Origin of the sequence: Streptomyces olivaceus, from assembly GCF_000721235.1 — a bacterium.
GTDB lineage: Bacteria > Actinomycetota > Actinomycetes > Streptomycetales > Streptomycetaceae > Streptomyces > Streptomyces olivaceus.
Window position 1 is genome coordinate 59,298 of sequence record NZ_JOFH01000041.1, and the last position, 23,793, is coordinate 83,090.

Annotated in this window: 21 protein-coding genes and 1 pseudogene; 13 read left to right on the forward strand and 9 right to left on the reverse strand. The window is 72.2% G+C overall.

The features are described 5' to 3' along the window. Positions 1–76 precede the first annotated feature (76 nt). The 3 genes from IG94_RS0133020 to IG94_RS0133030 all read left to right on the forward strand — a co-directional run bounded on the left by IG94_RS0133020 (position 77) and on the right by IG94_RS0133030 (position 4,782). A complete protein-coding gene (locus tag IG94_RS0133020) occupies positions 77–1,897 on the forward strand; it encodes an outer membrane protein assembly factor BamB family protein (protein WP_031045932.1) in 1,821 nt (606 codons plus the stop codon). A 67-nt stretch (positions 1,898–1,964) separates the two neighbouring features. Next, entirely contained in the window at positions 1,965–3,857 is a 1,893-nt protein-coding gene (locus tag IG94_RS39055) for an outer membrane protein assembly factor BamB family protein (RefSeq protein WP_031045935.1), read from the forward strand. Positions 3,858–4,101: 244 nt separating this feature from the next. Further along, a complete protein-coding gene (locus IG94_RS0133030) occupies positions 4,102–4,782 on the forward strand; it encodes a helix-turn-helix transcriptional regulator (RefSeq protein ID WP_031045938.1) in 681 nt (226 codons plus the stop codon). Between the two features lie 180 nt (positions 4,783–4,962). Here the strand turns inward: IG94_RS0133030 and IG94_RS0133035 are convergent, their stop codons facing one another. Further along, a complete protein-coding gene (locus IG94_RS0133035) occupies positions 4,963–5,271 on the reverse strand; it encodes a hypothetical protein (RefSeq protein ID WP_031045940.1) in 309 nt (102 codons plus the stop codon). Between the two features lie 21 nt (positions 5,272–5,292). Then, positions 5,293–6,981, reverse strand: coding sequence for a sodium:solute symporter family protein (locus IG94_RS0133040; protein WP_031045942.1), 1,689 nt, complete (start codon positions 6,979–6,981; stop codon positions 5,293–5,295). A gap of 212 nt (positions 6,982–7,193) precedes the next feature. Here IG94_RS0133040 and galT point away from each other — a divergent pair, with 212 nt between their 5' ends. The 3 genes from galT to galK all read left to right on the forward strand — a co-directional run bounded on the left by galT (position 7,194) and on the right by galK (position 10,477). Next, positions 7,194–8,255 carry a galactose-1-phosphate uridylyltransferase gene (gene galT, locus IG94_RS0133045; protein WP_031045944.1) on the forward strand — a complete coding sequence of 354 codons (1,062 nt, stop codon included), beginning with the start codon at positions 7,194–7,196 and terminating at the stop codon, positions 8,253–8,255. Beyond that, positions 8,252–9,214 (forward strand): UDP-glucose 4-epimerase GalE, encoded by a 963-nt coding sequence (galE, locus tag IG94_RS0133050; RefSeq protein WP_031045945.1) that lies wholly within the window; start codon positions 8,252–8,254, stop codon positions 9,212–9,214. The genes galT and galE overlap by 4 nt, the downstream gene beginning before the upstream one ends. Positions 9,215–9,313: 99 nt before the next feature. Further along, positions 9,314–10,477 carry a galactokinase gene (gene galK / locus IG94_RS0133055; protein WP_031045948.1) on the forward strand — a complete coding sequence of 388 codons (1,164 nt, stop codon included), beginning with the start codon at positions 9,314–9,316 and terminating at the stop codon, positions 10,475–10,477. Between the two features lie 58 nt (positions 10,478–10,535). Here the strand turns inward: galK and IG94_RS0133060 are convergent, their stop codons facing one another. Both IG94_RS0133060 and IG94_RS0133065 read right to left on the reverse strand, forming a co-directional pair. Then, positions 10,536–10,736, reverse strand: a complete 201-nt coding sequence (locus IG94_RS0133060; protein ID WP_031045951.1) for a ferredoxin — start codon at positions 10,734–10,736, stop codon at positions 10,536–10,538. Positions 10,737–10,785: 49 nt separating this feature from the next. Further along, positions 10,786–12,009, reverse strand: coding sequence for a cytochrome P450 (locus tag IG94_RS0133065; protein ID WP_031045953.1), 1,224 nt, complete (start codon positions 12,007–12,009; stop codon positions 10,786–10,788). Positions 12,010–12,279: 270 nt separating this feature from the next. Here IG94_RS0133065 and IG94_RS0133070 point away from each other — a divergent pair, with 270 nt between their 5' ends. Both IG94_RS0133070 and IG94_RS39060 read left to right on the forward strand, forming a co-directional pair. After that, complete coding sequence (locus tag IG94_RS0133070; RefSeq protein ID WP_031045956.1) at positions 12,280–12,741, forward strand: MarR family winged helix-turn-helix transcriptional regulator; 462 nt, start codon at positions 12,280–12,282, stop codon at positions 12,739–12,741. A 202-nt stretch (positions 12,742–12,943) separates the two neighbouring features. Continuing rightward, a pseudogene (locus tag IG94_RS39060) lies at positions 12,944–13,875 on the forward strand (alpha/beta fold hydrolase). A gap of 71 nt (positions 13,876–13,946) precedes the next feature. Here the strand turns inward: IG94_RS39060 and IG94_RS0133080 are convergent. Then, the gene (locus IG94_RS0133080; RefSeq protein WP_224326632.1) at positions 13,947–14,873 is read right to left on the reverse strand and encodes an NmrA/HSCARG family protein; all 927 of its coding nucleotides are present in this window, start codon (positions 14,871–14,873) and stop codon (positions 13,947–13,949) included. 111 nt (positions 14,874–14,984) lie between these two features. Between IG94_RS0133080 and IG94_RS0133085 the strand changes: the two genes are divergently transcribed. Next, positions 14,985–15,329 carry a MerR family transcriptional regulator gene (locus tag IG94_RS0133085; RefSeq protein WP_031045962.1) on the forward strand — a complete coding sequence of 115 codons (345 nt, stop codon included), beginning with the start codon at positions 14,985–14,987 and terminating at the stop codon, positions 15,327–15,329. On the opposite strand, the gene IG94_RS0133090 is transcribed toward IG94_RS0133085, so the two are convergent. Continuing rightward, on the reverse strand, positions 15,307–15,819 hold the full coding sequence (locus IG94_RS0133090; protein WP_051159929.1) for a GNAT family N-acetyltransferase: 513 nt from the start codon (positions 15,817–15,819) through the stop codon (positions 15,307–15,309). The genes IG94_RS0133085 and IG94_RS0133090 overlap by 23 nt on opposite strands. Positions 15,820–16,123: 304 nt before the next feature. On the opposite strand from IG94_RS0133090, the gene IG94_RS0133095 reads away from it, so the two are divergent. After that, on the forward strand, positions 16,124–16,891 hold the full coding sequence (locus IG94_RS0133095; RefSeq protein WP_031045970.1) for a response regulator transcription factor: 768 nt from the start codon (positions 16,124–16,126) through the stop codon (positions 16,889–16,891). Here the strand turns inward: IG94_RS0133095 and tamR are convergent. Beyond that, complete coding sequence (tamR, locus tag IG94_RS0133100) at positions 16,850–17,347, reverse strand: MarR family transcriptional regulator TamR (protein WP_031045971.1); 498 nt, start codon at positions 17,345–17,347, stop codon at positions 16,850–16,852. The two genes, IG94_RS0133095 and tamR, sit on opposite strands and share 42 nt — an antisense overlap. Positions 17,348–17,502: 155 nt before the next feature. Here tamR and IG94_RS0133105 point away from each other — a divergent pair, with 155 nt between their 5' ends. Together IG94_RS0133105 and IG94_RS0133110 are read left to right on the forward strand one after the other, a co-directional pair. Next, positions 17,503–18,414 carry a trans-aconitate 2-methyltransferase gene (locus IG94_RS0133105; RefSeq protein WP_043485273.1) on the forward strand — a complete coding sequence of 304 codons (912 nt, stop codon included), beginning with the start codon at positions 17,503–17,505 and terminating at the stop codon, positions 18,412–18,414. Beyond that, positions 18,411–18,773 carry a VOC family protein gene (locus tag IG94_RS0133110; RefSeq protein ID WP_031045975.1) on the forward strand — a complete coding sequence of 121 codons (363 nt, stop codon included), beginning with the start codon at positions 18,411–18,413 and terminating at the stop codon, positions 18,771–18,773. Before IG94_RS0133105 ends, IG94_RS0133110 begins: the two co-directional genes overlap by 4 nt. Before the next feature lie 43 nt (positions 18,774–18,816). On the opposite strand, the gene IG94_RS0133115 is transcribed toward IG94_RS0133110, so the two are convergent. After that, positions 18,817–19,494 carry a TetR/AcrR family transcriptional regulator gene (locus IG94_RS0133115; protein WP_031045978.1) on the reverse strand — a complete coding sequence of 226 codons (678 nt, stop codon included), beginning with the start codon at positions 19,492–19,494 and terminating at the stop codon, positions 18,817–18,819. Continuing rightward, entirely contained in the window at positions 19,491–20,501 is a 1,011-nt protein-coding gene (locus tag IG94_RS0133120) for an acyl-CoA desaturase (RefSeq protein WP_031045981.1), read from the reverse strand. Before IG94_RS0133120 ends, IG94_RS0133115 begins: the two co-directional genes overlap by 4 nt. Positions 20,502–20,792: 291 nt before the next feature. On the opposite strand from IG94_RS0133120, the gene ppc reads away from it, so the two are divergent. Next, positions 20,793–23,528, forward strand: a complete 2,736-nt coding sequence (gene ppc, locus IG94_RS0133125) for a phosphoenolpyruvate carboxylase (RefSeq protein WP_031045983.1) — start codon at positions 20,793–20,795, stop codon at positions 23,526–23,528. Positions 23,529–23,793 lie beyond the last annotated feature (265 nt).

Consider the following 23,793-nt stretch of genomic DNA (forward strand, 5'->3'; position numbering starts at 1 on the left):
CCTTCGACGACTCCGGGACCAGCGCGTGACCCGGGGCGTGGCTAAAAATCAGTGAGTAATAAGGGGGAACGCGCTGATGAGCCAGCCGCCGAATCAGCCGCCGTATCAGGGTGGCTTCGGAGCACCGCAGGACCCACCGCCGGGAGGCTTCGGGGCACCCGCCCCGCAGGGCCCGCCCCAGACGCCGCCGCCCCCGCAGGGCCCGCCGTCCGGTCCGCCGCCGCAGCCGGGGTACGGCTATCCGCAGCAGCCGGGCCAGCCCGGTCAGCCGGGTCAGCCGGGACCGTACGGTCAGCCCGGCCAGCCCGGTCCGTACAACTCCGGTCCGTACGCGCAGCCCCAGCAGCCGGGTCCCTACGGCCAGCAGCCCGGCCAGCCCGGCTACGGCTACCCGCAGCAGCCGCAGTATCCGGGCGCGCCCGGCACCCCGCCCCCGGGCGGGTCCGGCTCCCGCAACCCGTTCAAGGGCAAGCCCGCCCTCGCGATCGCCGCCGCGGTCGCGGCCCTGCTGGTCATCGGCGGCAGCGTGTGGGCGGTCACGTCGGGCGGTGGCGACGACGAGGACAAGAAGCCGTCCGTCGCCGGAAAGAGCGACGACCCGAAGCCCTCCGGCTCCAAGGGCGGCGCCCCGGTGAACCCGGGTGACGGCAGCGGCGACGGCGGCGAGGACCCCGAGGACCTCAACGAGGGCCGCCAGGCCGGCGAGGCCAAGGTGCTCTGGTACAAGTCGGCGCCCGACGCCCCCGGTTCCGGTGCCGACGCCGACGGCATGTGGATCACCGACAAGGCCGCGGTGAAGGCGGCGTACAAGCAGGTCTTCGCGTACAACGTCGGCGACGGCAAGCCCGCCTGGGACCCGATCTCCTTCCCGGAGAAGATCTGCGCGGCCACCCCGGAGAAGACCGCCGCCAACAAGGTCGTCGTCGCCTACATGAGCGGCTCCAGCGACCGCGCCAAGTGCAACCAGCTCCAGGAGATCGACCTCGCCACCGGCGCCAAGGGCTGGACGGGCAAAGTCGACGACGGCGCGCTGTTCGACTCCACGCTCTCCCTCGAACTCACCCTCAGCGGCAACACCATGATGATCGGCCGCTCCCAGTCCGGCACCGCCTACGACGTCACCAGCGGCAAGAAGCTGTACGACAAGAAGAAGTACGGCGACGCCTGCTTCCCCGCCGGTTTCGCCGGCAGTGCCGACAAGCTCGTCCAGGTCGCCTCCTGCGGCGCCGGCGGCGACAAGGAGCACGACGAGGTCCAGGGGCTCGACCCGAAGACCGGCAAGGTCCTGTGGACCTACCCGTACGAGAAGGGCTGGCGGGTCGAGCGCGCGTACTCCGTCGACCCGCTCGTCGTCTACGCCACCAACGAGGACAAGAAGGTCTGGAACATCTCCTCCTTCACCTCCGGCGGCAAGGTCCTCGAACAGGTCGGTGTCGACGAGGACTTCGCCCCCGAGTGCGGCTGGGCCATCATGGAACGCGACCTCCAGGGCTGCACGGGCGTCGCGGTCGCCGACAACACGCTCTACCTGCCGACCGAGGCGACCAGCGGCGCCAACGAGATCGTCGCGATCGACCTCGCCTCCGGCAAGGAGAAGTGGCGCGCCAAGTCCCCCGAGGACGAGTCGATGGTGCCGCTGAAGACCGAGGGCGACCAGCTCATCGCGTACGTCCAGCCGTCCTACGACGCGGGCGGCCAGATCGTGTCCATCCCGACCGGCGGCAACAGCCACAAGCCGGGCAAGCTGCTGCAGAACCCGCAGGGCGTCGCGGACATCGAGAACAGCTTCTACTCCAAGGACATCGACTGGGTCGACGGGCGGTTCTACATCTCCAGCACCCGCCTGACCGGGAAGGACGACGCCAAGGAGAAGTTGATGCTCGCCTACGGCAAGTGACCTCCTTCTCCCGCTCGTTCCGCTCCCGCCCCCCGTCGTCCCCTTCGCTCTCCGAGGTGCTCACGCCATGACCCAGCCGCCGCCCCCGCCGCCCAACCAGCCCCCGCAGGGGGGAGGGTTCGGCCCGCCCCCGCAGAACCAGCCGCCGCAGCAGCCGCCGGCCCCGCCCTCCGGACCGGACTTCGGCAAGGCGCCCGAGCCCGGGTACGGATACCCGCAGACGCCCCCGGCCGCCCCGCAGACACCGCCGCCCGCCGCTCCGGCGGCCCCGCCCGCCGGGCCGCCGCCGCAGCAGCCGGGGTACGGCTACCCGCAGGCACCGCCGCAGCCCCAGCCCGGCTACGGCTACCCCGGCCAGCAGCCGGGACAGCCGGGATACCCCGGCCAGCCGAGCCCGTACGGACAGCCGACGCCGCCGTACGGCCAGCCGGGCCAGCCGCCCGGGTACGGCTATCCGCAGGCGACCATGCCGATGCAGCCCCAGGCCGGCGGCCCGGGCGGCGGGCGGAAGAACGCGCAGCTGGCGATCATCGTGTCGGCGGTCGTCGCGATCGCGCTGATCATCGGCGGCGGAGTCTGGTACGCCTCCTCCGGCGACGACGGCAAGAAGGACACCGCCGGCACCAGCGGCGGCACCGGCGGCGACGGCGGCACGGAGGAGAAGGGCGGCGACGGCGGCACGTCCGCCGGCGCCCAGGAGAAGGCGCCCGCCGACCCCGCCTCCAAGGTGCTCTTCCAGGTCCCCATGCCCGAGGTGAGCAAGGACGAGAGCAGCGTCGTCGTCTCCGGCTCGTGGCTGACCGACAAGGTGTACGCCAAGAGCGGCGTCGCCGAGGTGGTCGGGTACGACCCCGCCAAGGGCGGCAAGAAGTGGTCGATCAAGCTGGACGGCCCGGTGTGCGCCGTCACCGACCACGTCACCGACGACAACAAGACGGCGATCATCCACCAGCCCGCCATGCCGACCAAGAAGCAGCGCTCGCACGGCTGCTCCCAGGTCTCCGTCCTGGACCTGGACGCGGGGGAGAAGGTGTGGACGAAGACCGCGGGCGAGGGGCCGATCTCCTTCAACAACGTCACGATCAGCGGTGACACCGTCGCGGCCGGCAGCACCGACGGAGGCGTCGCCTTCGGCATCGACAAGGGCGACGTCCTCTGGTCCCCGAAGGCGACGGACACCTGCTACGACGCCGGTTACGGCGGCGGCGAGAAGCTCGTCGCGGTGCGCAAGTGCGGCTCGTACGACGCCCGGGAACTGCACATCCAGACCATCGACCCGAAGAGCGGGAAGGTGATCACCGAGTACAAGATGGCCAAGGGCATCGAGTACGCGGGCGTCGTGTCGACGGAGCCGCTCGTGGTGGCCGCCGACGTCGGCGACTCCGCCGGTGACGGCAGTGGCATCTCGGACTTCTTCTCCATCGACAACAAGACCGGCAAGCTGCTCGCCCGCATCTCGGCCCCCGGCGACCAGTTCGCGGCCCGCTGCGACACGATCACCAGGATCGAGAGCTGCACGGGCCTCGCGGCCGGCAACGGCAAGCTGTACGTCCCGACCGAGGAGCACGACGGCAGCGGCGAGTCCTACAGCCAGGCCAACGAGGTCGTCGCCTTCGACCTGACCACCGGCAAGCAGACCGGCCAGCGCGCGGACTCCGGCGACAACTACACGATCACCCCGCTGCGCATGGACGGCGGCAACGTGATCGCGTACAAGCGCCCGCCGTACGACAAGGGCGGCCAGATCGTCAGCATCGACGGCGCCACGTTCAAGCAGACGACGCTGCTGGAGAACCCGGCGACCGACGCGGTGCGCGACGTGGAGTCCAGCATGTCGCCGGACTACTCGGAGCTCCGCTACTCGCAGGGGCACCTGTACATGTCGCAGGTGTACGCCAGCGAGCCGTCCAGCACCGGCGACAAGGAGTACCTGGCGATCGGCTTCGGCGCCGGCGGCTGAGCCGGCCGGCCTCCGCAGGCGCTCCGGTGCCCCACGGCCCCGGCCACGGCCCCGTCCCCGTTCTCGCGGGGGCGGGGCCGTCGCCTTGCGCGGCGCGGGCGGGCTGGTTTCGCGGCAGGGGGGGGCGTGCGGGTGCGGCTTTCGGCGGTCCGGGGGCGGTTATCGCCGGTAGGGGCAGCGCGAGGACGGCCCAGCGTGTAGCTTCCGGGGTCATGCCGGGTTTGGGTGACTGGGGGGTTGCTCCATGGGAGTACGGCTGATGGTGGTCGACGATCACCGATTGCTCGCCGAGGCACTGGCGTCGGCGCTGAAGCTGAGGGGGCACCGGGTACTGGCCGCGGCGGCGCCGGCCGCGGGGGCGGCGGACCTGGTGATCAGCAGGGCCCCGGAGGTGTGCCTGCTGGGGACGGCGGTGCCGGCCGAGCCGGGGATCTTCGATCCGGTGGTACGGATCAAGCAGGAGCGACCGCAGGTGGCGGTGCTGGTGCTGGGGCCGGTGCCGAACCCCCGCGGGATCGCGGCGGCGTTCGCGTCGGGGGCGTCGGGGTACGTCCGGCACGACGAGCGCATAGAGGGCGTCGAGCGGGCGATCACGAAGGCGCGGAACGGGGAGGCGGCGGTGGCGCCGGCGCTGCTGCAGGGAGCGTTCGGGGAGCTGCTGAACCCGGCGGCACAGCCCGACGACGAGGGGCAGCGGCTGCTGCAGATGCTCACGCCGCGGGAGGTGCAGGTGCTGGTGCGGGTCGCCGACGGCGAGGACACCCGGGTGATCGCGGCCGGCATGGGCATAGCGCCGTCGACGGCGCGGACCCACGTCCAGCGCGTGCTGATGAAGCTGGGCGTGGGGTCGCGTCTGGAGGCGGCGGCGCTGGCGGCCCGGACGGGGCTGCTGGACCGGGCCGCCGCCGCTGCCTCCGGCGAGTGAGGGGGCGTTGCCGCGTGCCGCCGCCGCTGCGGGCAGTCGTGCCGGGCGCCGCGGTGTTCGGCGCCCGGCGTGGGTGCTGGGCGGGGGTGGGACGCGCGGCCCGGCGCTTGCGGGGTGCCGCTGCGCCCACCCGTGCCGCCCCAGCGGCACGACTGCCCGCAGCGGCGGCGGGTGCCCGCGTCAGTCCTTCGGCTCCTCCTCCAGCGGGGGCGGGGGCGGAGCCGTCGGGCGGAGTTTCAGCCAGGCCAGGAAGAACAGGCCCAGGATCAGCATGCCCAGCCCGGTCCAGAGGTTGATGTTCACCCCCTGCGCCTTGTCGATGTCGTTGTCGGACGCCGCGAAGCCCGCGATCGTCACGATGACGCCGTAGACCACGAAGAGACCGCCGATGATCCGCCGGATGTCGAACAGCCGCGCGGCCGTGACCGACTGGGTCTCCAGCTCGGTGACCTCGTCGTGGACGTTCTTGTCGGAGTAGGAATCAGACATGTTCTCTCAATCCTCCCGCGATCAGAACGAGAACGGGATGTAGCAGGCGGCGGCCAGGACGACCGCCCCCCAGCCCAGCAGCGCCGGCTTGCGGTACCACGCGTCGTCGCCCTCGGAGGGCGCCTCGGACATGCCGGGGGAGGTGGTGCCGTAGACCAGGCCCTGGAGTTCGGTGACCGGCTTGGGCTTGGTGAACAGGGACACCGCGACCATGACCACCGCGCCGGCGACGAAGCCCGCGATCGCGGACACGAAGTTGGCACCCTGGTCGGAGGGGATGTCGATGATGCCCTGCTTGTAGATGACGAAGTAGTTCACCATCGCCGCCGTGGTGCCCGCGACCAGGCCCCAGAAGCCGGACTTCATGGACGCCCGCTTCCAGAACATGCCGATGATGAAGACGACGAACATCGGCACGTTGAAGAAGGAGAAGAGCGTCTGGAGGTAGCTCATGATGTTCGAGAACGACGAGGCCAGGAAGGCCGTGCCGATCGAGGCCAGCACGCCGATCACCGTGATCAGGCGGCCGAAGCGCACGTAGTAGGCGTCCTCGCGGCCCTTCTCCACGTACTTCTGCCAGATGTCGGTGGTGAAGACGGTGTTGAACGAGGAGATGTTCGCCGCCATACCGGCCATGAAGGCGGCCAGCAGACCGGTCACCGCGATGCCGAGGACACCGTTGGGCAGCAGCTGCTGCATGAGGTACGGGATCGCGTCGTTGTACTGGAGGTCCGAGCCGGGCGTGCCGATCTTCGGGACGAGGACGGCGGCGACCAGGCCGGGGATCATCACCACGAACACGATGAAGATCTTCGGGAAGGCCGCGATCAGCGGGGTGCGCTTGGCGGCCGAGAGGTTCTTCGCCGACAGGGCGCGCTGCACCTCGGCGAAGTTCGTCGTCCAGTAGCCGAAGGAGAGGACGAAGCCGAGGCCGAGGACGATGGTCAGCCAGTTGGCGCCCAGCGGGTTGTCGCTGCCGATGCCCGTGCCGCCCCACGCCGTCATGAAGTCGGAGCCGTGGTTCGCGGAGAGGGAGTCGGACAGGCCGTCCCAGCCGCCGACCTTCTTCAGGCCCAGGATGGTGATCGGGATGAGGCCGGCCAGGATCACGAAGAACTGGAGGACCTCGTTGTAGATGGCCGAGGAGAGGCCGCCCAGGGTGATGTACGCCAGGACGAAGAAGCCGGCCACCACGATGGCCACCCACTCCGGCCAGCCGAGCAGCGCCTCGACGACGATCGCGAGGGCGTAGAGGTTCACGCCGGCGATCAGGATGGCCGCGATCGCGAACAGGGCCGAACTGAGCAGGTGGGAGGCCTTGTCGAAGCGCAGCAGGAGGAACTCGGGGACCGAGCGGACCTTGGAGCCGTAGTAGAACGGCATCATCACCAGGCCGAGGAAGACCATCGCCGGGATGGCGCCGATCCAGTACCAGTGGGTCGTGTAGACGCCGTACTGGGCGCTGTTGGCGGCCATGCCGAGGATCTCGGTCGCGCCCAGGTTGGCCGCGACGAAGGCGAGGCCGGTGACCCAGGCGGGCAGCGAGCGGCCGGACAGGAAGAAGTCCAGGCTGGTCTTGACCGAGCGGCGGGCGGCGAAGCCGATGCCCAGCACGACCAGGAAGTAGATACCCAGGATCGTGTAGTCGAGCCAGTTGGTGGGGAGTCGAAGCTCTGCGGCTAGATATGTGGGGTCTGTGGGGGTTTGCATTAAGCACTCGCTTCGTTCGCGAACTGATCCGGAGCGGAACCTACGCCTCCGCGTTCAGTATTTGAACACTTCCGGTAATGAAATTTGTTGGATTGTGATGAGCGGTGTGAGGGTTCCTGTGAAGGTTCCCGGGGTGGTGGGTTGTGATGTGTTATGTTTGATTGTGTTGGGTGATGGAGTGCGTACACGGAGTGGGTAAGAGGAGTCCGGCAGTGAAGAAGACCTCGACCCGGCTGGCCGACGGTCGCGAGCTCGTCTACTACGACCTGCGCGACGACACCGTCCGCGAGGCCGTGGACCGCCGCCCGCTGGAGCGGACGGTCACCACCTCCGAGATCCGCCGCGACGCGCTGCTCGGCGACTCGGTCGCCGTCGCCTCGCACCGCCAGGGCCGCACCTACCACCCGCCGGCCGACCAGTGCCCGCTGTGCCCCACGCGCGGCGACCGGCTGAGCGAGATCCCGGACTCGGCGTACGACGTGGTGGTCTTCGAGAACCGCTTCCCCTCGCTGGCCGGCGACTCCGGCCGCTGCGAGGTCGTCTGCTTCACCTCCGACCACGACGCCTCCTTCGCCGACCTGAGCGAGGAGCAGGCCCGGCTCGTGCTCGACGCCTGGACGGACCGCACCGCCGAGCTGTCCCATCTGCCCTCCGTTGAACAGGTGTTCTGCTTCGAGAACCGGGGCGCCGAGATCGGAGTGACGCTGGGTCACCCGCACGGGCAGATCTACGCCTACCCCTTCACCACCCCCCGCACCGCCCTGATGCTCCGTTCACTCGCCGCGCACAAGGACGCGACCGGCGGGGAGAACCTGTTCGACGCCGTGCTGGCGGAGGAGCTGGACGGGGAGCGGGTCGTCCTGGAGGGCGAGCACTGGGTGGCCTTCGTGCCGTACGCCGCGCACTGGCCGTACGAGGTGCACCTCTACCCGAAGCGGCGGGTGCCCGACCTGCTCGGCCTCGACGAGGCGGCGCGCACAGAGTTCCCCCAGGTCTATCTGGAACTGTTGAGGCGCTTCGACCGGATCTTCGGTGCGGGAGAGCCTCCGACGCCCTACATCGCGGCCTGGCACCAGGCGCCGTTCGGGCAGCTGGAGGAGTTCGAGGGCGTGACGCGGGACGACTTCGCGCTCCACCTGGAACTTTTCACTATCCGCCGTACGTCCGGCAAGCTGAAGTTCCTCGCGGGCTCCGAGTCCGGCATGAACGTGTTCATCAACGACGTGCCCCCGGAGCGCGCGGCCGAGCGACTGCGAGAGGTAGCGAGTTCATGAGCGGGAAGTACCTGGTGACGGGCGGGGCCGGATACGTCGGCAGTGTCGTCGCCCAGCATCTGCTGGAGGCCGGCCACGAGGTCGTCGTCCTCGACAACCTCTCCACGGGTTTCCGCGAGGGCGTGCCGGCCGGCGCCGCCTTCATCGAGGGCGACATCCGCGACGCCGCCAAGTGGCTGGACGCCTCCTTCGACGGCGTCCTGCACTTCGCCGCCTTCTCCCAGGTCGGCGAGTCGGTCGTGAAGCCCGAGAAGTACTGGGAGAACAACGTCGGCGGCACCATGGCCCTCCTGGAGACGATGCGCGCCGCGGGTGTGCGGCGCCTCGTGTTCTCGTCCACGGCCGCCACCTACGGCGAGCCCGACCAGGTCCCGATCGTCGAGTCCGCACCGACGAAGCCCACGAACCCGTACGGCGCCTCCAAGCTCGCCGTCGACCACATGATCACCGGCGAGGCGGCGGCCCACGGCCTGGGCGCGGTCTCCCTGCGCTACTTCAACGTCGCGGGCGCGTACGGCACCTGCGGCGAGCGCCACGACCCCGAGTCGCACCTGATCCCCCTGGTCCTCCAGGTCGCGCAGGGCCGCCGCGACGCGATCTCCGTCTTCGGCGACGACTACCCGACGCCGGACGGCACCTGCGTACGCGACTACATCCACGTCGCGGACCTGGCCGAGGCCCACCTGCTGGCCGTGGCGGCCGCCGAGCCGGGCGAGCACCTCATCTGCAACCTGGGCAACGGCAACGGCTTCTCCGTCCGCGAGGTCGTCGAGACCGTCCGCCGCGTCACCGGCCACCCGATCCCCGAGGTCGTGGCCCCGCGCCGGGGCGGCGACCCCGCGGTGCTGGTGGCGTCGGCGGAGACGGCCCGCGAGAAACTGGGCTGGAACCCGTCCCGCGCGGATCTCGCGGGCATCGTGTCGGACGCGTGGGAGTTCGCGCAGCGACGCGCCGGCTAGGACACGGCCGCCACCGGCCGGCGCCGGCCGGCACCCGGCACGTACCGGCCGGTGCTCGGCCGGTACTCACCAAGTCACGGAAGTACGAGGGGTCAGGGCATGGGCGAGGCTGTCGCGGAGACCGTCGGCGAGCGGTTCCGGGAGCTGTACGGAGCGGAGCCGGAGGGGGTGTGGGCGGCGCCCGGCCGGGTCAATCTCATCGGCGAACACACCGACTACAACGACGGCTTCGTCATGCCCTTCGCCCTGCCGCACACGGCCGTCGCGGCGGTCTCCCGGCGCGACGACGGCATCCTGCGCCTGCACTCGGCGGACATCGCGGCCGGCCCCGTCGAGCTGCGCGTCGCCGACCTGGCGCCCGGCTCCGACAAGGCCTGGACCGCGTACCCCTCGGGTGTCGTCTGGGCGCTGCGCGAGGCGGGCCACGAGCTGACCGGCGCCGACGTCCACCTGGCCTCCACGGTCCCCTCGGGCGCGGGCCTGTCCTCCTCGGCGGCCCTGGAGGTCGTCGTCGCCCTCGCGCTGAACGACCTCTACTCCCTCGGCCTGCGCGGCTGGCAGCTGGCCCGCCTGTGCCAGCGCGCGGAGAACGTCTACGTCGGCGCCCCGGTCGGCATCATGGACCAGACGGCGTCGGCGTGCTGCGAGGCGGGCCACGCCCTGTTCCTGGACACCCGCGACCTCTCCCAGCGGCAGATCCCCTTCGACCTCGCCGCCGAGGGCATGCGCCTGCTCGTCGTCGACACCCGGGTCAAGCACTCCCACAGCGAGGGCGAGTACGGCAAGCGCCGCGCCGGCTGCGAGAAGGGCGCCGCGCTCCTCGGCGTCGACGCCCTGCGCGACGTCCCGTACGCCGACCTGGACGCGGCCCTCGAACGCCTCGGCGACGAGGAGGAGATCCGCCGCCTGGTCCGGCACATCGTCACCGAGAACGAGCGCGTGGAACGGGTCGTCTCGCTCCTGGAGTCCGGCGACACCCGCGCCATCGGCCCCGTCCTCGTCGAGGGCCACGCCTCACTGCGGGACGACTTCCGCATCTCCTGCCCCGAGCTGGACCTGGTCGTCGACACGGCCCTCGCCGCCGGTGCCCTCGGCGCCCGCATGACCGGCGGCGGCTTCGGCGGCTCGGCGATCGTCCTGGTGGAGGCCGCCGACGTGGAGCCCGTTACCCGGGCCGTGCGGGACGCCTTCGCGGCGGCCGGCTTCAAGACGCCGCGTACCTTCGAGGCGGTGCCCTCGGCGGGAGCCCGCCGGGCGGGGTGACGGCTCTTCCGCCCCGGGAGGCCCGCGACCGGGGCGATCTCCGTCCCGGGGGGTCTCCCTAGGGAGCCTCCGTCACCTCGATGGCCGCGGCGGGGCACATCGCCGCGGCCTCCCGTGCGGCGGCGTGCCGGTCGTCCCCGGGCGTGTCGTCCAGCAGCACGACGACGCCGTCCTCGTCGCGCTGGTCGAAGACCTCGGGGGCGGCCAGGACGCAGGCACCGGCGCCGCAGCACCGGTCCTCGTCGGCGCTGAGCTTCATGGGGTGTTCCTCTCGCTTCTGCTGCTCCGGACGGGCCGTCGGGCCCGGGTCACCACGCGACGGGCACTTCGCGCAGGCCGCCGACGAGGAGGCCCTCGGTCTTGCGCAGCTCGGCGGCGGGGACCGCGAGGCGCAGCGTGGGCAGGCGGGTGAGCAGCGTCTCCAGGACGACCTGGAGTTCGGTGCGGGCCAGCGCCTGGCCGAGGCAGGAGTGGGGCCCCGCGCCGAAGGTGAGGTGCGGGTTGGGCAGGCGCGCGAGGTCCATGCCGTCCGCACCGGCGAAGGCCCGCTCGTCGCGGTTGGCGGCGGGCATGCTGCAGACGACGGTGCTGCCCGCGGGCACCGGCTCGCCGTCGATCTCGATGTCCTCGCTGATGTAGCGGCGCAGGCCGAAACCGAGGTTGGCGTCGAAGCGCAGCGACTCCTCGACGGCGGTGCGCACCAGCGCCGGGTCGGCCAGCAGCTGCTCCCAGCGGCTGCGGTCCTCCAGCAGCATGGAGACCATCTTGCCGATCATGTTGGCGGTGGTCTCGTGGCCGGCGACGAGCAGGCCCATGCCGGTGGCGACCAGCTCGTCGTCGCTCAGGCCCTCGGCGTCCTCGGCGTCCTCGGCGTCCGGGGTCCCCTGGATCAGCGCGCTGAGCAGGTCGTCGGCGGGCTCGGCGCGCTTGGCGGCGATGTGCCCGGCCATGTAGGCGACGAATTCCGCCTGCGCGTCGCGGATCTCCTCGGCGCTGAAGCGGGTCACGCTCAGGAACGTGTCGGACCAGTGGGAGAAGCGGTCGCGGTCGTCGGCGGGGACGCCGAGCAGGTCGCAGATGACGTAGACGGGCAGCGGGAAGCCCAGGCCCGCCCGCAGGTCGGCCGGGGCGCCCTGCTCGACCATGGCGTCGACCAGGTCCTCGGCCATGGCGGTCATGCCGGGGCGCAGGGCGGCCATCCGCTTGGCGGTGAAGTACTTGCCGACCCGGCGGCGCCAGCGCCGGTGCGGTTCCCCGCGGTCGGGCAGGGCGGTGCTGCTGCCGGTGGCGGCCGCGCCGCCGACGCCGTCGGGCGCCACGCGGGCGGCGTTGTCGTTCGCGGTGGGGCGTACGAAGCGGGCGTCGGAGAGCAGGCTCCTGACGTGCTCGTAGCGGGTCAGGTAGACCGCCGTGTCGCCGCTGGGCAGGGAGGCGTGCGCGACGGGGCACCTCGCGCGCAGTTCCTCCCACTCGGCGGGGGCGTCGAGCGCGGTGTCGGTGGCCAGGGGCAGACGTACGACCTGCTCGGTCATCGGGTGTCTCCTCGGAAAGGCGGTGGGGCGTCCATCTGGAGAAGCTGAGTGGTGCACCATACAGTAAAAGTGCATGATGCACTTCCCGGGGGAGCGAGTCCTGGCCAGCGCCGGCCAGGTGCCGGCCGGGGGGCCGGTCGCGGTCCGGTCGCGGGCCGTCCGGGGGTCGGCCGGGGTCCGACCAGGCTCTCGTCCGGGGCCCGGCCGGGCGGGTTCCGGCGCGGACATAGGGTGGTGGGGGCCACGACTTGGCGCCCTGAGGAGGACGGCATGGACCCACGGCAGGCCGGGGACTGCATCGAGCGTGAGTTCCTGATCCTCACGCGGCACATGGAGATGACCTCCCCGCGCCGCGTGCGCGGCAGCGGCGACGCGCTCGACCGCAGCGCCTACGTCCTGCTCAGCCGCCTGGAGGTGCAGGGGCCGATGTCGGTGCCGGACCTCGTGGAGGCCTTCGGGCTCGCGCCGTCGACCTTCACCCGGCAGACCGCGGCGCTGCTGCGGGAGGGGCTGGTGGAGCGGACGCTGGACCCCAACGGCAGCGTGGCCCGCAAGTTCCGCGTCACCGCCGAGGGGCTCAGGCGCCTGCACGCCGACCGCGAGGCCATCGCCGCCGGCCTCTCCGAGGTGCTCGCCGACTGGCCGGCGGACCGGCTCCGGCGCTTCGTCCAGGATCTCGAGCAGTTCAACACCGACATCGAACGCCTCACCGGGCGCCCCTGGCCGCGCTGACCCGCCCGAACCTCCGCGAGGGGTGCGCGGGGGCCGGCGACTGTCCCCCGGGGGAGCTACGCGCAGGTGTCCACCGCGGGGTGACGATCGCGGGGTGTTGGATCCATAGAGTCTTCATCAGTCGCCGGGAACGACAGCCGGCCGACCGGAAAGACCCCGAGCGCCCGCCCCGTACCCGCCCCCCTGCCTGCTGGAGGCTCCCATGTTCCGCACCCTCGCCAAGGCGACCGCCGCGATCGCCGTCGTCTGCACCGCGGCCGGCGCGGGACTCGCCCTCGACGAGGGCCGGGCCGGAGCCGCCACCCCCACCGCCGGGGCCGCCACCCGCACCGCCGCCTCCGCCGGGGCCGCCTTCACCGGCAGCGACTTCACCGGCACCAGGAAGATCCGCGTCGACGGCCACTCGGTCAACGTCTCCTGCGCGGGCCGCGCCCACCGCGGCCGGCCGCTGGTGATGCTGATGGCGGGCGGCGGCGAGGGCCTGGACAACATGGCCGCGCTGCAGAAGTCGCTGAGCAGGACCAACCGGGTCTGCTCCTACGACCGCCTCGGCGAGGGCGCCAGCGACCAGCCCGCGGCGGGGACCCTGCAGACCATGGACGACACCGGCGCCCTGCTCACCGGCGTCCTCGACCGCCTCGCCGGTGACCGCCCCGTCGTCCTGGCCGGACACTCCCTCGGCGGTTACATCGCCGCCCGCTACGCCCCGGCCACACCGACCGCGTCAAGGGCCTGGTCCTCCTCGACGCCACCATTCCCCACCTGACCCGCGACATGAACCGCACCATCCCCGCCGACGCCACCGGCGTGCCCGCCCAGGTGCGGGACGGCGCGATCGCCGCCAACGAGGGCCAGAACCCGGAGCAGTTCGTCATCGCCGACGGCCCGGTCCGCTCCGCCGGGCACATCCCGGTCGAGATCCTCAAGCACGAGTCCCAGTACGCCGAGGTCCCCGAGTACGGGCCCGCCCTGGAGAAGATGTGGGCCGACGGCCAGCGGGAGTGGCAGCGGATCTCCACTCGCAGCAGCCTCACCACCGCCAAGGGCAGCGGCCACTACATCCACACCGACCGCCCCGACCTCGCCCTGAAGGCCGTCCAGAAGGTCGCCCACCGCGCCGCCCACCAGCACTGACTCACCCCGCCCCACCCCCCACCGCACAGACCGGCCCCGGGCCGTGGCTTCCCCCGCCGCGGCCCGGGGCCTCACGCCGTCGTGCCGCGAACGTCCTGGGCGGCCGCCGGCCGGAGCGCCTGTGCGAGAAAGCCCGCGCCGGGGCCCTTCAGCCAGTGGTCGAAGGAGAGCAGGAACGGGAACTCCGCGCGCAGCGCGCCGAGGTCGGCGCTCCCCGCCAGCCTGCCGTCGTCGACGAGTGCCGCCAGTCTGCCGAGGACGCCGTCCCGCCCGGGCAGCCGGCGGTAGCCGATCGGCCGGCCGGCGGCCCGGGTCAGGTGCTCGGCCAGGGCCGCACCGGTGAGGGCGTCACCGGCGATCTCCATCGTGCGGCCGGCGTACCGGTCGGGCGAGCCGAAGACCGCGGCGGCGATCCGGCCGATGTCGCGTACCGCGATGAACTGCATGGCCCGCTCGGGGCGCGTCAGGAAGGACAGCTGCCCTTCGCCGAGGTCCGTGCCCGGCGGCAGCAGGATCTCCATGAAGGTGGCCGGGCGGATGACCGTGTGGGCGATGTCCAGGCCCCGCACGTGCGCCTCGAGGCGGTGCTTGGTGTCCAGGTGGGCCACGCCCGTCACCGCGCCCGCGGTGACCGCCGAGCTGTAGACGAGGTGGGCGACGCCGCTGCGCCCGGCGGCGTCGCCCACCGCCGTGCCGAAGCGGACCTCGTCCTCGTCGCTCACCCCGGCGCCCGGCTGGCCGGAGTTCGGCTGGACGCTGAAGACGCCGTGCGCTCCGGAGAAGGCCGCGCGGAGCGAGTCGGCATCGCCGAGGTCGCCGCGGACGGTCTCGACGCCGGCGGCGGCGAGGGACCGGGCCCGGCGCCCGGACGGGTCGCGCACGACCGCGCGCACCCTCCAGCCCTCGGCCCGCAGCGCCGCGGCGACCGCGCCTCCCTGCTGTCCCGTGGCGCCCAGGACGACGACGGTCTCTCCGACACTGATACCGGTACTGGTCACAGACGGGCTCCAGACGTGGGGAAGGGGCGGCTCGTGCCGTGTTCGCTACGCTAAAACCTGACGTCAGCGTCAGGTGCAAACGCGGCGCGAGGACCGAGTCGGGAGGCCGGGGTGCGGATCGGAGAGGTCGCCGCGAAGGCGGGGGTGAGCGTCCGGGCGCTGCGCTACTACGAGCAGCAGGGCCTGCTGCACTCCACCCGGACGTCGGGCGGCCAGCGCCAGTACCCGGAGGGCGCCGTGGAACGGGTCGCGGTGATCCAGCGGCTCTACGCCTCGGGCCTGTCCAGCAGGACCGTCCGCGAGGTCCTGCCCCTCGCCGGACCCGGCGAGGCGTCGTCCCCCGAGCTGCTCGAACTGCTGACGGCCGCCCGCGACCGCCTCGACGAGCGGATGGCGGAGCTGCGGGACGCCCGCGACCGCCTCGACACCTGCATCACCGAGGCGCACGGGCCGTAGGCGCGCCGGGAGGCCCGCCGGCCGCCGGTGTATCCGGGCCCAGCCGTTTCACCAGCGTGTACTCCGTGAGGCCCGGCGGGTAGTCGGGGATCACGCACCTCACGTCGTAGCCGCGTTTCGTGTAGAAGCCGGGGGCCTGGAAGTCCCAGGTCTCCACGCGGGCCGCGGTGCAGCCGCGCTCGGCGCGGGCGGTGCGCTCCGCCTCGTCGAGGAGGGCGGAGCCGAGGCCCGAGCCCCGGTGGCCGTCGTCGACCCACAGGTACGTGACGTGGAGCCAGGTCGCCCAGGTGTGGCCGACGAGACCGCCCGCCAGGGCGCCGGCGCCGTCGAGCACCCAGACGTGCAACGGGAATTCGCGTTCGTGAGGGGTTCCGCGCAGGGAACGCAGGACGGAGGAGGCCGCCGTGTTCGTCTCCCGGAGGCGGGTGCGCAGCAGATCGCGCCGCGCTTTGTCGACTTCTGTCACGAGACGAAACATGCGGCTCACCATAAACGCGTCGGGCTGTCAGTTCTGCAAATAGCCTTCCGCTCCCGGCGCCCGCCCGTACTCTGATGAGCAGCACCGGTGGGGGCCGGTGTCGTTCAGGGGGCGAGACAGCCGGGTACGGCGCCCGGGGCGGGGTAGCGGTCAGGGCACGGCGGCGGCCGTGCGGCTGCGGCGACCTGTCCCGGAGTACCGAGCGCACAGCTGGACACGGGGCTTCGGGCGCCGTGCCCGTGCAGGTGTCGCCATTTCAGGACGGACAGACGATGGGTATCCCCTGCTCCTGGAGGAGCTCGGGGGAGGGGGTTTCGTGGTTCGCATCCGGGTCCTGGTCGTCGACGACCATCGCATCTTCGCCGAGTCGCTCGCCGCCGCCCTGGCCGCCGAGCCCGACGTGGACGTCTCCGCGGCCGGCAGCGGTCCGGCCGCCCTGCGCTGCATGGAGCGGGCCGCCCTGGAGGGCCGGCGCTTCGACGTACTGCTCGTCGACGCCGACCTGGGCGGTCACGTGCCCGGCGCACGGCCCGCCGTGTCCGTGCGGGACGGCAACGAGGACGGGCTCGTGGACGGGATCTCGCTGGTCGCCGGGGTGCGGTCGGCGCAGCCCGGGGTGCGCACCGTGGTGCTCGCCGAGCGGGACGACCCCCGGCGGGCGGCGCTCGCGCTGGGCGCCGGGGCCTCCGGCTGGGTGGCCAAGGACTGCTCCCTGTCCCGGCTGCTCAGCGTCATACGGGGCGTCCTGCGCGACGAGACGCACCTGCCGCCCGCCCTGCTCACCGGCGTGCTGCGCGAGCTGACCGCCGCCCGCAAGCACCGCACCGAGAGCGAGCGCCTGGTGGAGTCGCTGACTCCGCGCGAGCGCGAGGTGCTGCGCTGCATGGTCGCCGGACTCGGGCGCAAGGCGGTCGCCGAGCGGCTGTACCTGTCCCCGCACACCGTGCGCACCCACATGCAGAACGTGCTGGGCAAGCTGGGCGTGCACAGCACCCTCGCCGCCGTCGCGCTGGCCCGCCGGGCCGGGGTGGGGCCCGCCGACCTAACCGGGGATGTTGTCGAACGGGGCGGTCAGCTGGCGTAGTAGCGCCGCCAGTTCGCCGCGCTGGGCGCGGGAGAGTTCGGCCAGGATGGCGCGCTCCTGGGCCAGCAGGCCGGCCAGGGACTGGTCCGCGCGGTCCCGGCCCTCGTCCGTGAGCCGGACCAGCACACCGCGCCGGTCGCTGGGGTCGGGCAGCCGCTCGACCAGGCCCTTCTTCGCCAGACGGTCGATGCGGTTGGTCATCGTGCCCGAGGTGACCAGGGTCTGGGTGAGGAGCTGGCCGGGGGACAGCTGGTAGGGGGTGCCCGCCCGGCGCAGGGCCGTGAGCACGTCGAACTCCCAGGGCTCCAGCTGATGTTCGGCGAAGGCCAGCCGACGCGCCCGGTCCAGGTGCCGGGCGAGTCTGCTCACGCGGCTCAGCACCTCGAGCGGTTCCACGTCGAGGTCCGGGCGCTCCCGGCGCCACGCTGCGACCAGCCGATCGACCTCGTCCTCCATGACGATCAGTGTAAGGGTTGTGTCGACGTGAAGTCTCTTGATGTCGATTGTCTTGACGTCGAGATAGGTTGGCGGTGAGGGTGGGTACCTCTTCGGCGGCGGCCGTTCCCGTGCGCCCGCCCCGGTCCGCACGCCCTGCACGCCCTGGAGGTTCCATGCCCGCGACCACTCCGACCTGGGACCCCGCCCAGTACCTCCGCCACGCCGGCCACCGGGCCCGGCCCTTCACCGACCTCCTCGCCCGGGTCCACGACCTCCCCGCGGACCGGCCCCGCATCGCCGACCTCGGCTGCGGCCCCGGCAACGCCACCGTCCTGCTCGCCGACCGCTGGCCCACCGCCCGCATCACCGGCTACGACAACTCGCCGCAGATGCTCGACCGCGCCCGGCGCCACGCCGGCCCCACCTCCGGCGGCGGCCACCTCGACTTCGCCGTCGCCGACGCCCGCACCTGGAGCCCCGACGAACCCGTCGACCTCCTGGTCAGCAACGCCACCCTCCAGTGGGTCCCCGGCCACGCCGACCGCTTCCCCGACTGGATCGACCGCCTCGCCCCCGGCGGCACCCTCGCCCTCCAGGTCCCCGGCAACTTCGACGCCCCCAGCCACCGCCTGATGCGCGAACTCGCCGGCTCCCGGCGCTGGCGGCACCGGCTCGACGGCGTCCTGCGCCACGACGACGCCGTCCTCACCCCCCAGGGCTACCTCGCCCACCTGACCGCCGCGGGCTGCACCGCGGACGTGTGGGAGACGACGTACGTCCACCTGCTGCCCGGCGAGGACGCCGTACTGGACTGGGTCAAGGGGACGGGACTGCTGCCCGTACTGGACGCCCTCGACGACGACCCGCCCGCCCGCGACGCGTTCGTCGAGGAGTACCGGGCCGTCCTGCGCGCCGCCTACCCGGCCGAAGCACACGGCACCCCGTTCCCCTTCCGCCGCGTCTTCGCCGTCGCCCGGAAGCCGGAGGGAGCGGCAGGGGGAGGAGGCGCGGAGGCGGCCGGGGCGGCAGCGCGAGGACCCGGGGAAGCGGCGGGGGCGGCGGGCCGGGCGGTGGGCGAGCGGTGATCGCCGGTCTCGACCACGTGCAGCTCGCCGCGCCGCCCGGCACCGAGGACGTCCTGCGCGCGTTCTACGGCGGCGTGCTCGGCATGACCGAGACCCCCAAGCCGCCCGCGCTCGCCGCCCGCGGCGGCTGCTGGTTCCGGGCCGGTACCGCACAGCTCCACCTCGGCGTCGAGGCGACCGGCTTCCGGCCCGCCCGCAAGGCCCACCCCGGTCTGCGGGTCACCGGGATCGAGGCGTACGCCGCCCGCCTGGAGGCCCGCGGCACGCCTGTCACCTGGGACGACGGCCTGCCCGGCCACCGCCGCTTCTACTGCGCCGACCCGGTCGGCAACCGCCTGGAATTCCTGGAGCCGTCCTGACCACCCCGGCGCCGGGCATCAGCCCCGTGCCGGCCGGCGGTGATCAGTTCTTCCGGTGCCCTATCAGCCGCGGCTTCGGTTCCAGGCCGTCCAGACCGTGCCACGCCAGGTTCACCAGGTGCGCCGCCACCTCCGCCTTCTTCGGACGGCGCACGTCCAGCCACCACTGGCCGGTCAGCGCCACCATCCCGACCAGCGCCTGCGCGTACAGCGGGGCCAGCTTGGCGTCGAAGCCGCGGTTCTTGAACTCGCGGCCCAGGATGTCCTCCACCTGGGTGGCGATGTCCGAGATGAGGGAGGCGAAGGAACCCGTCGACTGCGGGATGGGGGAGTCGCGGACCAGGATGCGGAAACCGTCCGTGTACTCCTCGATGTAGTCCAGGAGCGCGAACGCGGCCTGCTCGCACAGCTCCCGCGGATGCCCCGCGGTCAGCGAGCCGGTCACCATGTCGAGCAGCCGCCGCATCTCGCGGTCCACGACCACCGCGTACAGCCCCTCCTTGCCGCCGAAGTGCTCGTACACCACCGGCTTGGACACCCCGGCCTTCGCCGCGATCTCCTCCACCGACGTGCCCTCGAAACCCTTCGCCGCGAAGAGGGTGCGGCCGATCTCCAGCAACTGCTGGCGGCGCTCGGCACCGGTCATCCGGGTGCGACGGGCGCGCCGCGGCTTCTCGTTGCTTGGGGTGCTGCTGGAGTCGGTCGCCACGGCGTCAATCATGCCGCCTTCGCCGTCTCCTTCCGGCGGCGGGCGGCGTCTTGATCCGTCTTGCGGCGCGAATCGATACGCGAGCGTGACGGCCAGCGCACGTCGTACGCCCACCCGAGCTGCTCGAACCAGCGGATCAGGCGGGCCGAGGAGTCGAGCTGGCCCCGCATCACGCCGTGCCGCGCCGACGTCGGGTCGGCGTGGTGCAGGTTGTGCCAGGACTCGCCGCAGGACAGGATCGCCAGCCACCACACGTTGCCCGAACGGTCCCGGGACCTGAAGGGGCGCTTCCCCACCGCGTGGCAGATCGAGTTGATCGACCACGTCACGTGGTGCAGCAACGCCACCCGAACGAGTGAACCCCAGAAGAACCCGGTGAACGCCCCCCACCAGGACATCGTGACCAGACCGCCGATCAGCGCGGGCAGCGCCAGGGAGACCGCCGTCCACAGGATGAACTGGCGGGAGACCGCCCGCAGCGCCGGGTCCTTGATCAGGTCCGGTGCGTACTTGTCCTGCGGCGTCTGCTCCTCGTCGAACATCCATGCGATGTGTGCCCACCACAGGCCCTTGACCAGGGCCGGCACCGTCTCCCCGTACCGCCACGGCGAATGCGGGTCGCCCTCGTCGTCCGAGAACCTGTGGTGCTTGCGGTGGTCGGCCACCCAGCGCACCAGCGGCCCCTCCACCGCCATCGACCCCGCGATCGCCAGCGCGATCCGCAACGGCCGCTTCGCCTTGAACGAACCGTGGGTGAAGTGCCGGTGGAAGCCGATGGTGATGCCGTGACAGCCCAGGAAGTAGAAGAAGACCAGCAGCCCCAGGTCCAGCCAGCTCACACCCCACCCCCACGCCAGCGGCACCGCCGCCGCCAGCGCCAGGAACGGAACGGTGATGAACAGCAGCAGGGTGATCTGCTCGAGTGAGCGCTTCTGCTCGCCACCCAGCGTGGCGGACGGGGCGGCGGGGTCGCCGGAGGGCTGCGGAGCGTCAGGAATCACATCGGAACTCGTGGTCATGCGCGTCCCCTGTGGGGTCGAGGGTGGAGTCGGTGCCGGGCTCGGAGAACCGTTCACAGTTTCCTACGGTTCCGTAACCTACGGCGACGTAAGTATGGCAGTGCGTAGTCGCCCGGCAAGAGCCCCAGAGCCTGCGCGTCCTGGCCGACACCTATCCTGGAAACCGGTCGGACAGCGCGGTCCGCTCTGATTACTTCCCGGACGTCCGGCCCGGTAAGCGGCGCCCGCCGCGCGGGACGGCCCTCCGGGTTCCCTCCCGGACGAGCTTCAACACTGCAAGGAGCCGCACCTGTGAGCAGTGCCGACGACCAGACCACCACGGCCACCAGCACCGAACTCCGGACCGACATCCGCCGACTGGGTGACCTCCTCGGAGAGACCCTCGTCCGGCAGGAGGGCCCCGAGCTGCTGGAACTCGTAGAGAAGGTACGCCGACTCACCCGCGAGGACGGCGAAGCCGCGGCCGAACTGCTGCGCGGCACCGAACTGGAGACCGCCGCCAAGCTGGTGCGCGCCTTCTCCACCTACTTCCACCTCGCCAACGTCACCGAGCAGGTCCACCGCGGCCGCGAGCTGGGCGCCAAGCGCGCCGCCGAGGGCGGACTGCTCGCCCGCACGGCCGACCGCCTCAAGGACGCCGACCCCGAGCACCTGCGCGAGACGGTCCGCAACCTCAACGTGCGCCCCGTCTTCACCGCACACCCCACCGAGGCCGCCCGCCGCTCCGTCCTCAACAAGCTGCGCCGCATCGCCGCCCTCCTGGACACCCCGGTCAACGAGTCCGACCGCCGCCGCCTCGACACCCGCCTCGCCGAGAACATCGACCTCGTCTGGCAGACCGACGAACTCCGCGTCGTCCGCCCCGAACCCGCCGACGAGGCCCGCAACGCCATCTACTACCTCGACGAGCTGCACCTCGGCGCCGTCGGCGACGTCCTCGAAGACCTCACGGCGGAACTGGAGCGGGCCGGCGTCAAGCTCCCCGACGACACCCGCCCCCTCACCTTCGGCACCTGGATCGGCGGCGACCGCGACGGCAACCCCAACGTCACCCCCCAGGTCACCTGGGACGTCCTCATCCTCCAGCACGAACACGGCATCAACGACGCCCTGGAGATGATCGACGAACTCCGCGGCTTCCTCTCCAACTCCATCCGCTACGCGGGCGCCACCGAGGAACTCCTCACCTCCCTGCGGACCGACCTCGACAACCTCCCCGAGATCAGCCCCCGCTACAAGCGCCTCAACGCCGAGGAGCCCTACCGGCTCAAGGCCACCTGCATCCGGCAGAAGCTGGAGAACACCAAGCAGCGCCTCGCCCGCAGCACCGCCCACGAGGCCGGCCGCGACTACCTCGGCACCGCCGAACTCATCGACGACCTGCGCATCGTCCAGACCTCCCTGCGCGAACACCGCGGCGGCCTCTTCGCCGACGGCCGCCTCGCCCGCACCATCCGCACCCTCGCCGCCTTCGGCCTCCAGCTCGCCACCATGGACGTCCGCGAACACGCCGACGCCCACCACCACGCCCTCGGCCAGCTCTTCGACCGGCTCGGCGAGGAGTCCTGGCGCTACGCCGACATGCCCCGCGAGTACCGCGCCAAGCTCCTCGCCAAGGAACTGCGCTCCCGCAGGCCGCTCGCCCCCACCCCGGCCCCCGTCGACGCCCCCGGCGAGAAGACCCTCGGCGTCTTCCAGACCGTCCGCCGCGCCCTGGAGGTCTTCGGCCCCGAGGTCATCGAGTCCTACATCATCTCCATGTGCCAGGGCGCCGACGACGTCTTCGCCGCGGCGGTACTGGCCCGCGAGGCCGGCCTCATCGACCTGCACGCGGGCTGGGCGAAGATCGGCATCGTGCCGCTCCTGGAGACGACGGACGAGCTGAAGGCCGCCGACACCATCCTCGAAGACCTCCTCGCCGACCCCTCCTACCGGCGCCTGGTCGCCCTGCGCGGCGACGTCCAGGAGGTCATGCTCGGCTACTCCGACTCCTCCAAGTTCGGCGGCATCACCACCAGCCAGTGGGAGATCCACCGCGCCCAGCGCCGCCTGCGCGACGTCGCCCACCGCTACGGCGTACGGCTGCGCCTCTTCCACGGCCGCGGCGGCACCGTCGGCCGCGGTGGCGGCCCCACCCACGACGCCATCCTCGCCCAGCCCTGGGGCACCCTGGAGGGCGAGATCAAGGTCACCGAACAGGGCGAGGTCATCTCCGACAAGTACCTCATCCCGGCCCTCGCCCGGGAGAACCTGGAACTGACCCTGGCGGCCACCCTCCAGGCGTCCGCCCTGCACACCGCGCCCCGCCAGTCCGACGAGGCCCTCGCCCGCTGGGACGCCGCCATGGACGTCGTCTCCGACGCCGCCCACACCGCCTACCGCAAGCTGGTCGAGGACCCCGACCTGCCGACGTACTTCCTGGCCTCCACCCCGGTCGACCAGCTCGCCGACCTGCACCTGGGCTCACGGCCCTCCCGCCGTCCCGGCTCCGGGGTCTCGCTCGACGGGCTGCGCGCCATCCCCTGGGTCTTCGGCTGGACCCAGTCCCGGCAGATCGTCCCCGGCTGGTACGGCGTCGGCTCCGGCCTCAAGGCCCTGCGCGAGGCGGGCCTCGACACCGTCCTCGACGAGATGCACCAGCAGTGGCACTTCTTCCGCAACTTCATCTCCAACGTCGAGATGACCCTTGCCAAGACCGACCTGCGCATCGCCCAGCACTACGTCGACACCCTCGTACCCGACGAGCTCAAGCACGTCTTCGACGCCATCAAGGCCGAACACGAGCTGACCGTCGCCGAGGTCCTGCGCGTCACCGGCGAGGCGGAACTCCTCGACGCCGACCCGGTCCTCAAGCAGACCTTCACCATCCGCGACGCCTACCTCGACCCCATCTCCTACCTCCAGGTCGCCCTCCTCAACCGCCAGCGCGAGGAGGCCAACGCCGGCACCGACCCCGACCCCCTCCTCGCCCGAGCCCTCCTCCTCACCGTCAACGGAGTAGCAGCAGGCCTCCGCAACACAGGCTGACCCAGCCGCGGGCACTCGTGCGCGCCGCTGCGGGCAGTGCGTGCCGCGCCGCTGCGGGCAGTCGTGCCGCTGGGGCGGCACGGGTGGGCGCAGCGGCACCCGGCCACGCCGGCCCACACGCCCCACCCCGACGCCGCCCCCGACGCGGCGCACCACACAACACCGGTGCCCCCGAGCTCACCAGAGCCGGGGGCACCGTCACACCGTACCGACGGAGAAAATCACACCGCCAAGAACGCCGCCGTAAGCAGCACAACCCCCGCCC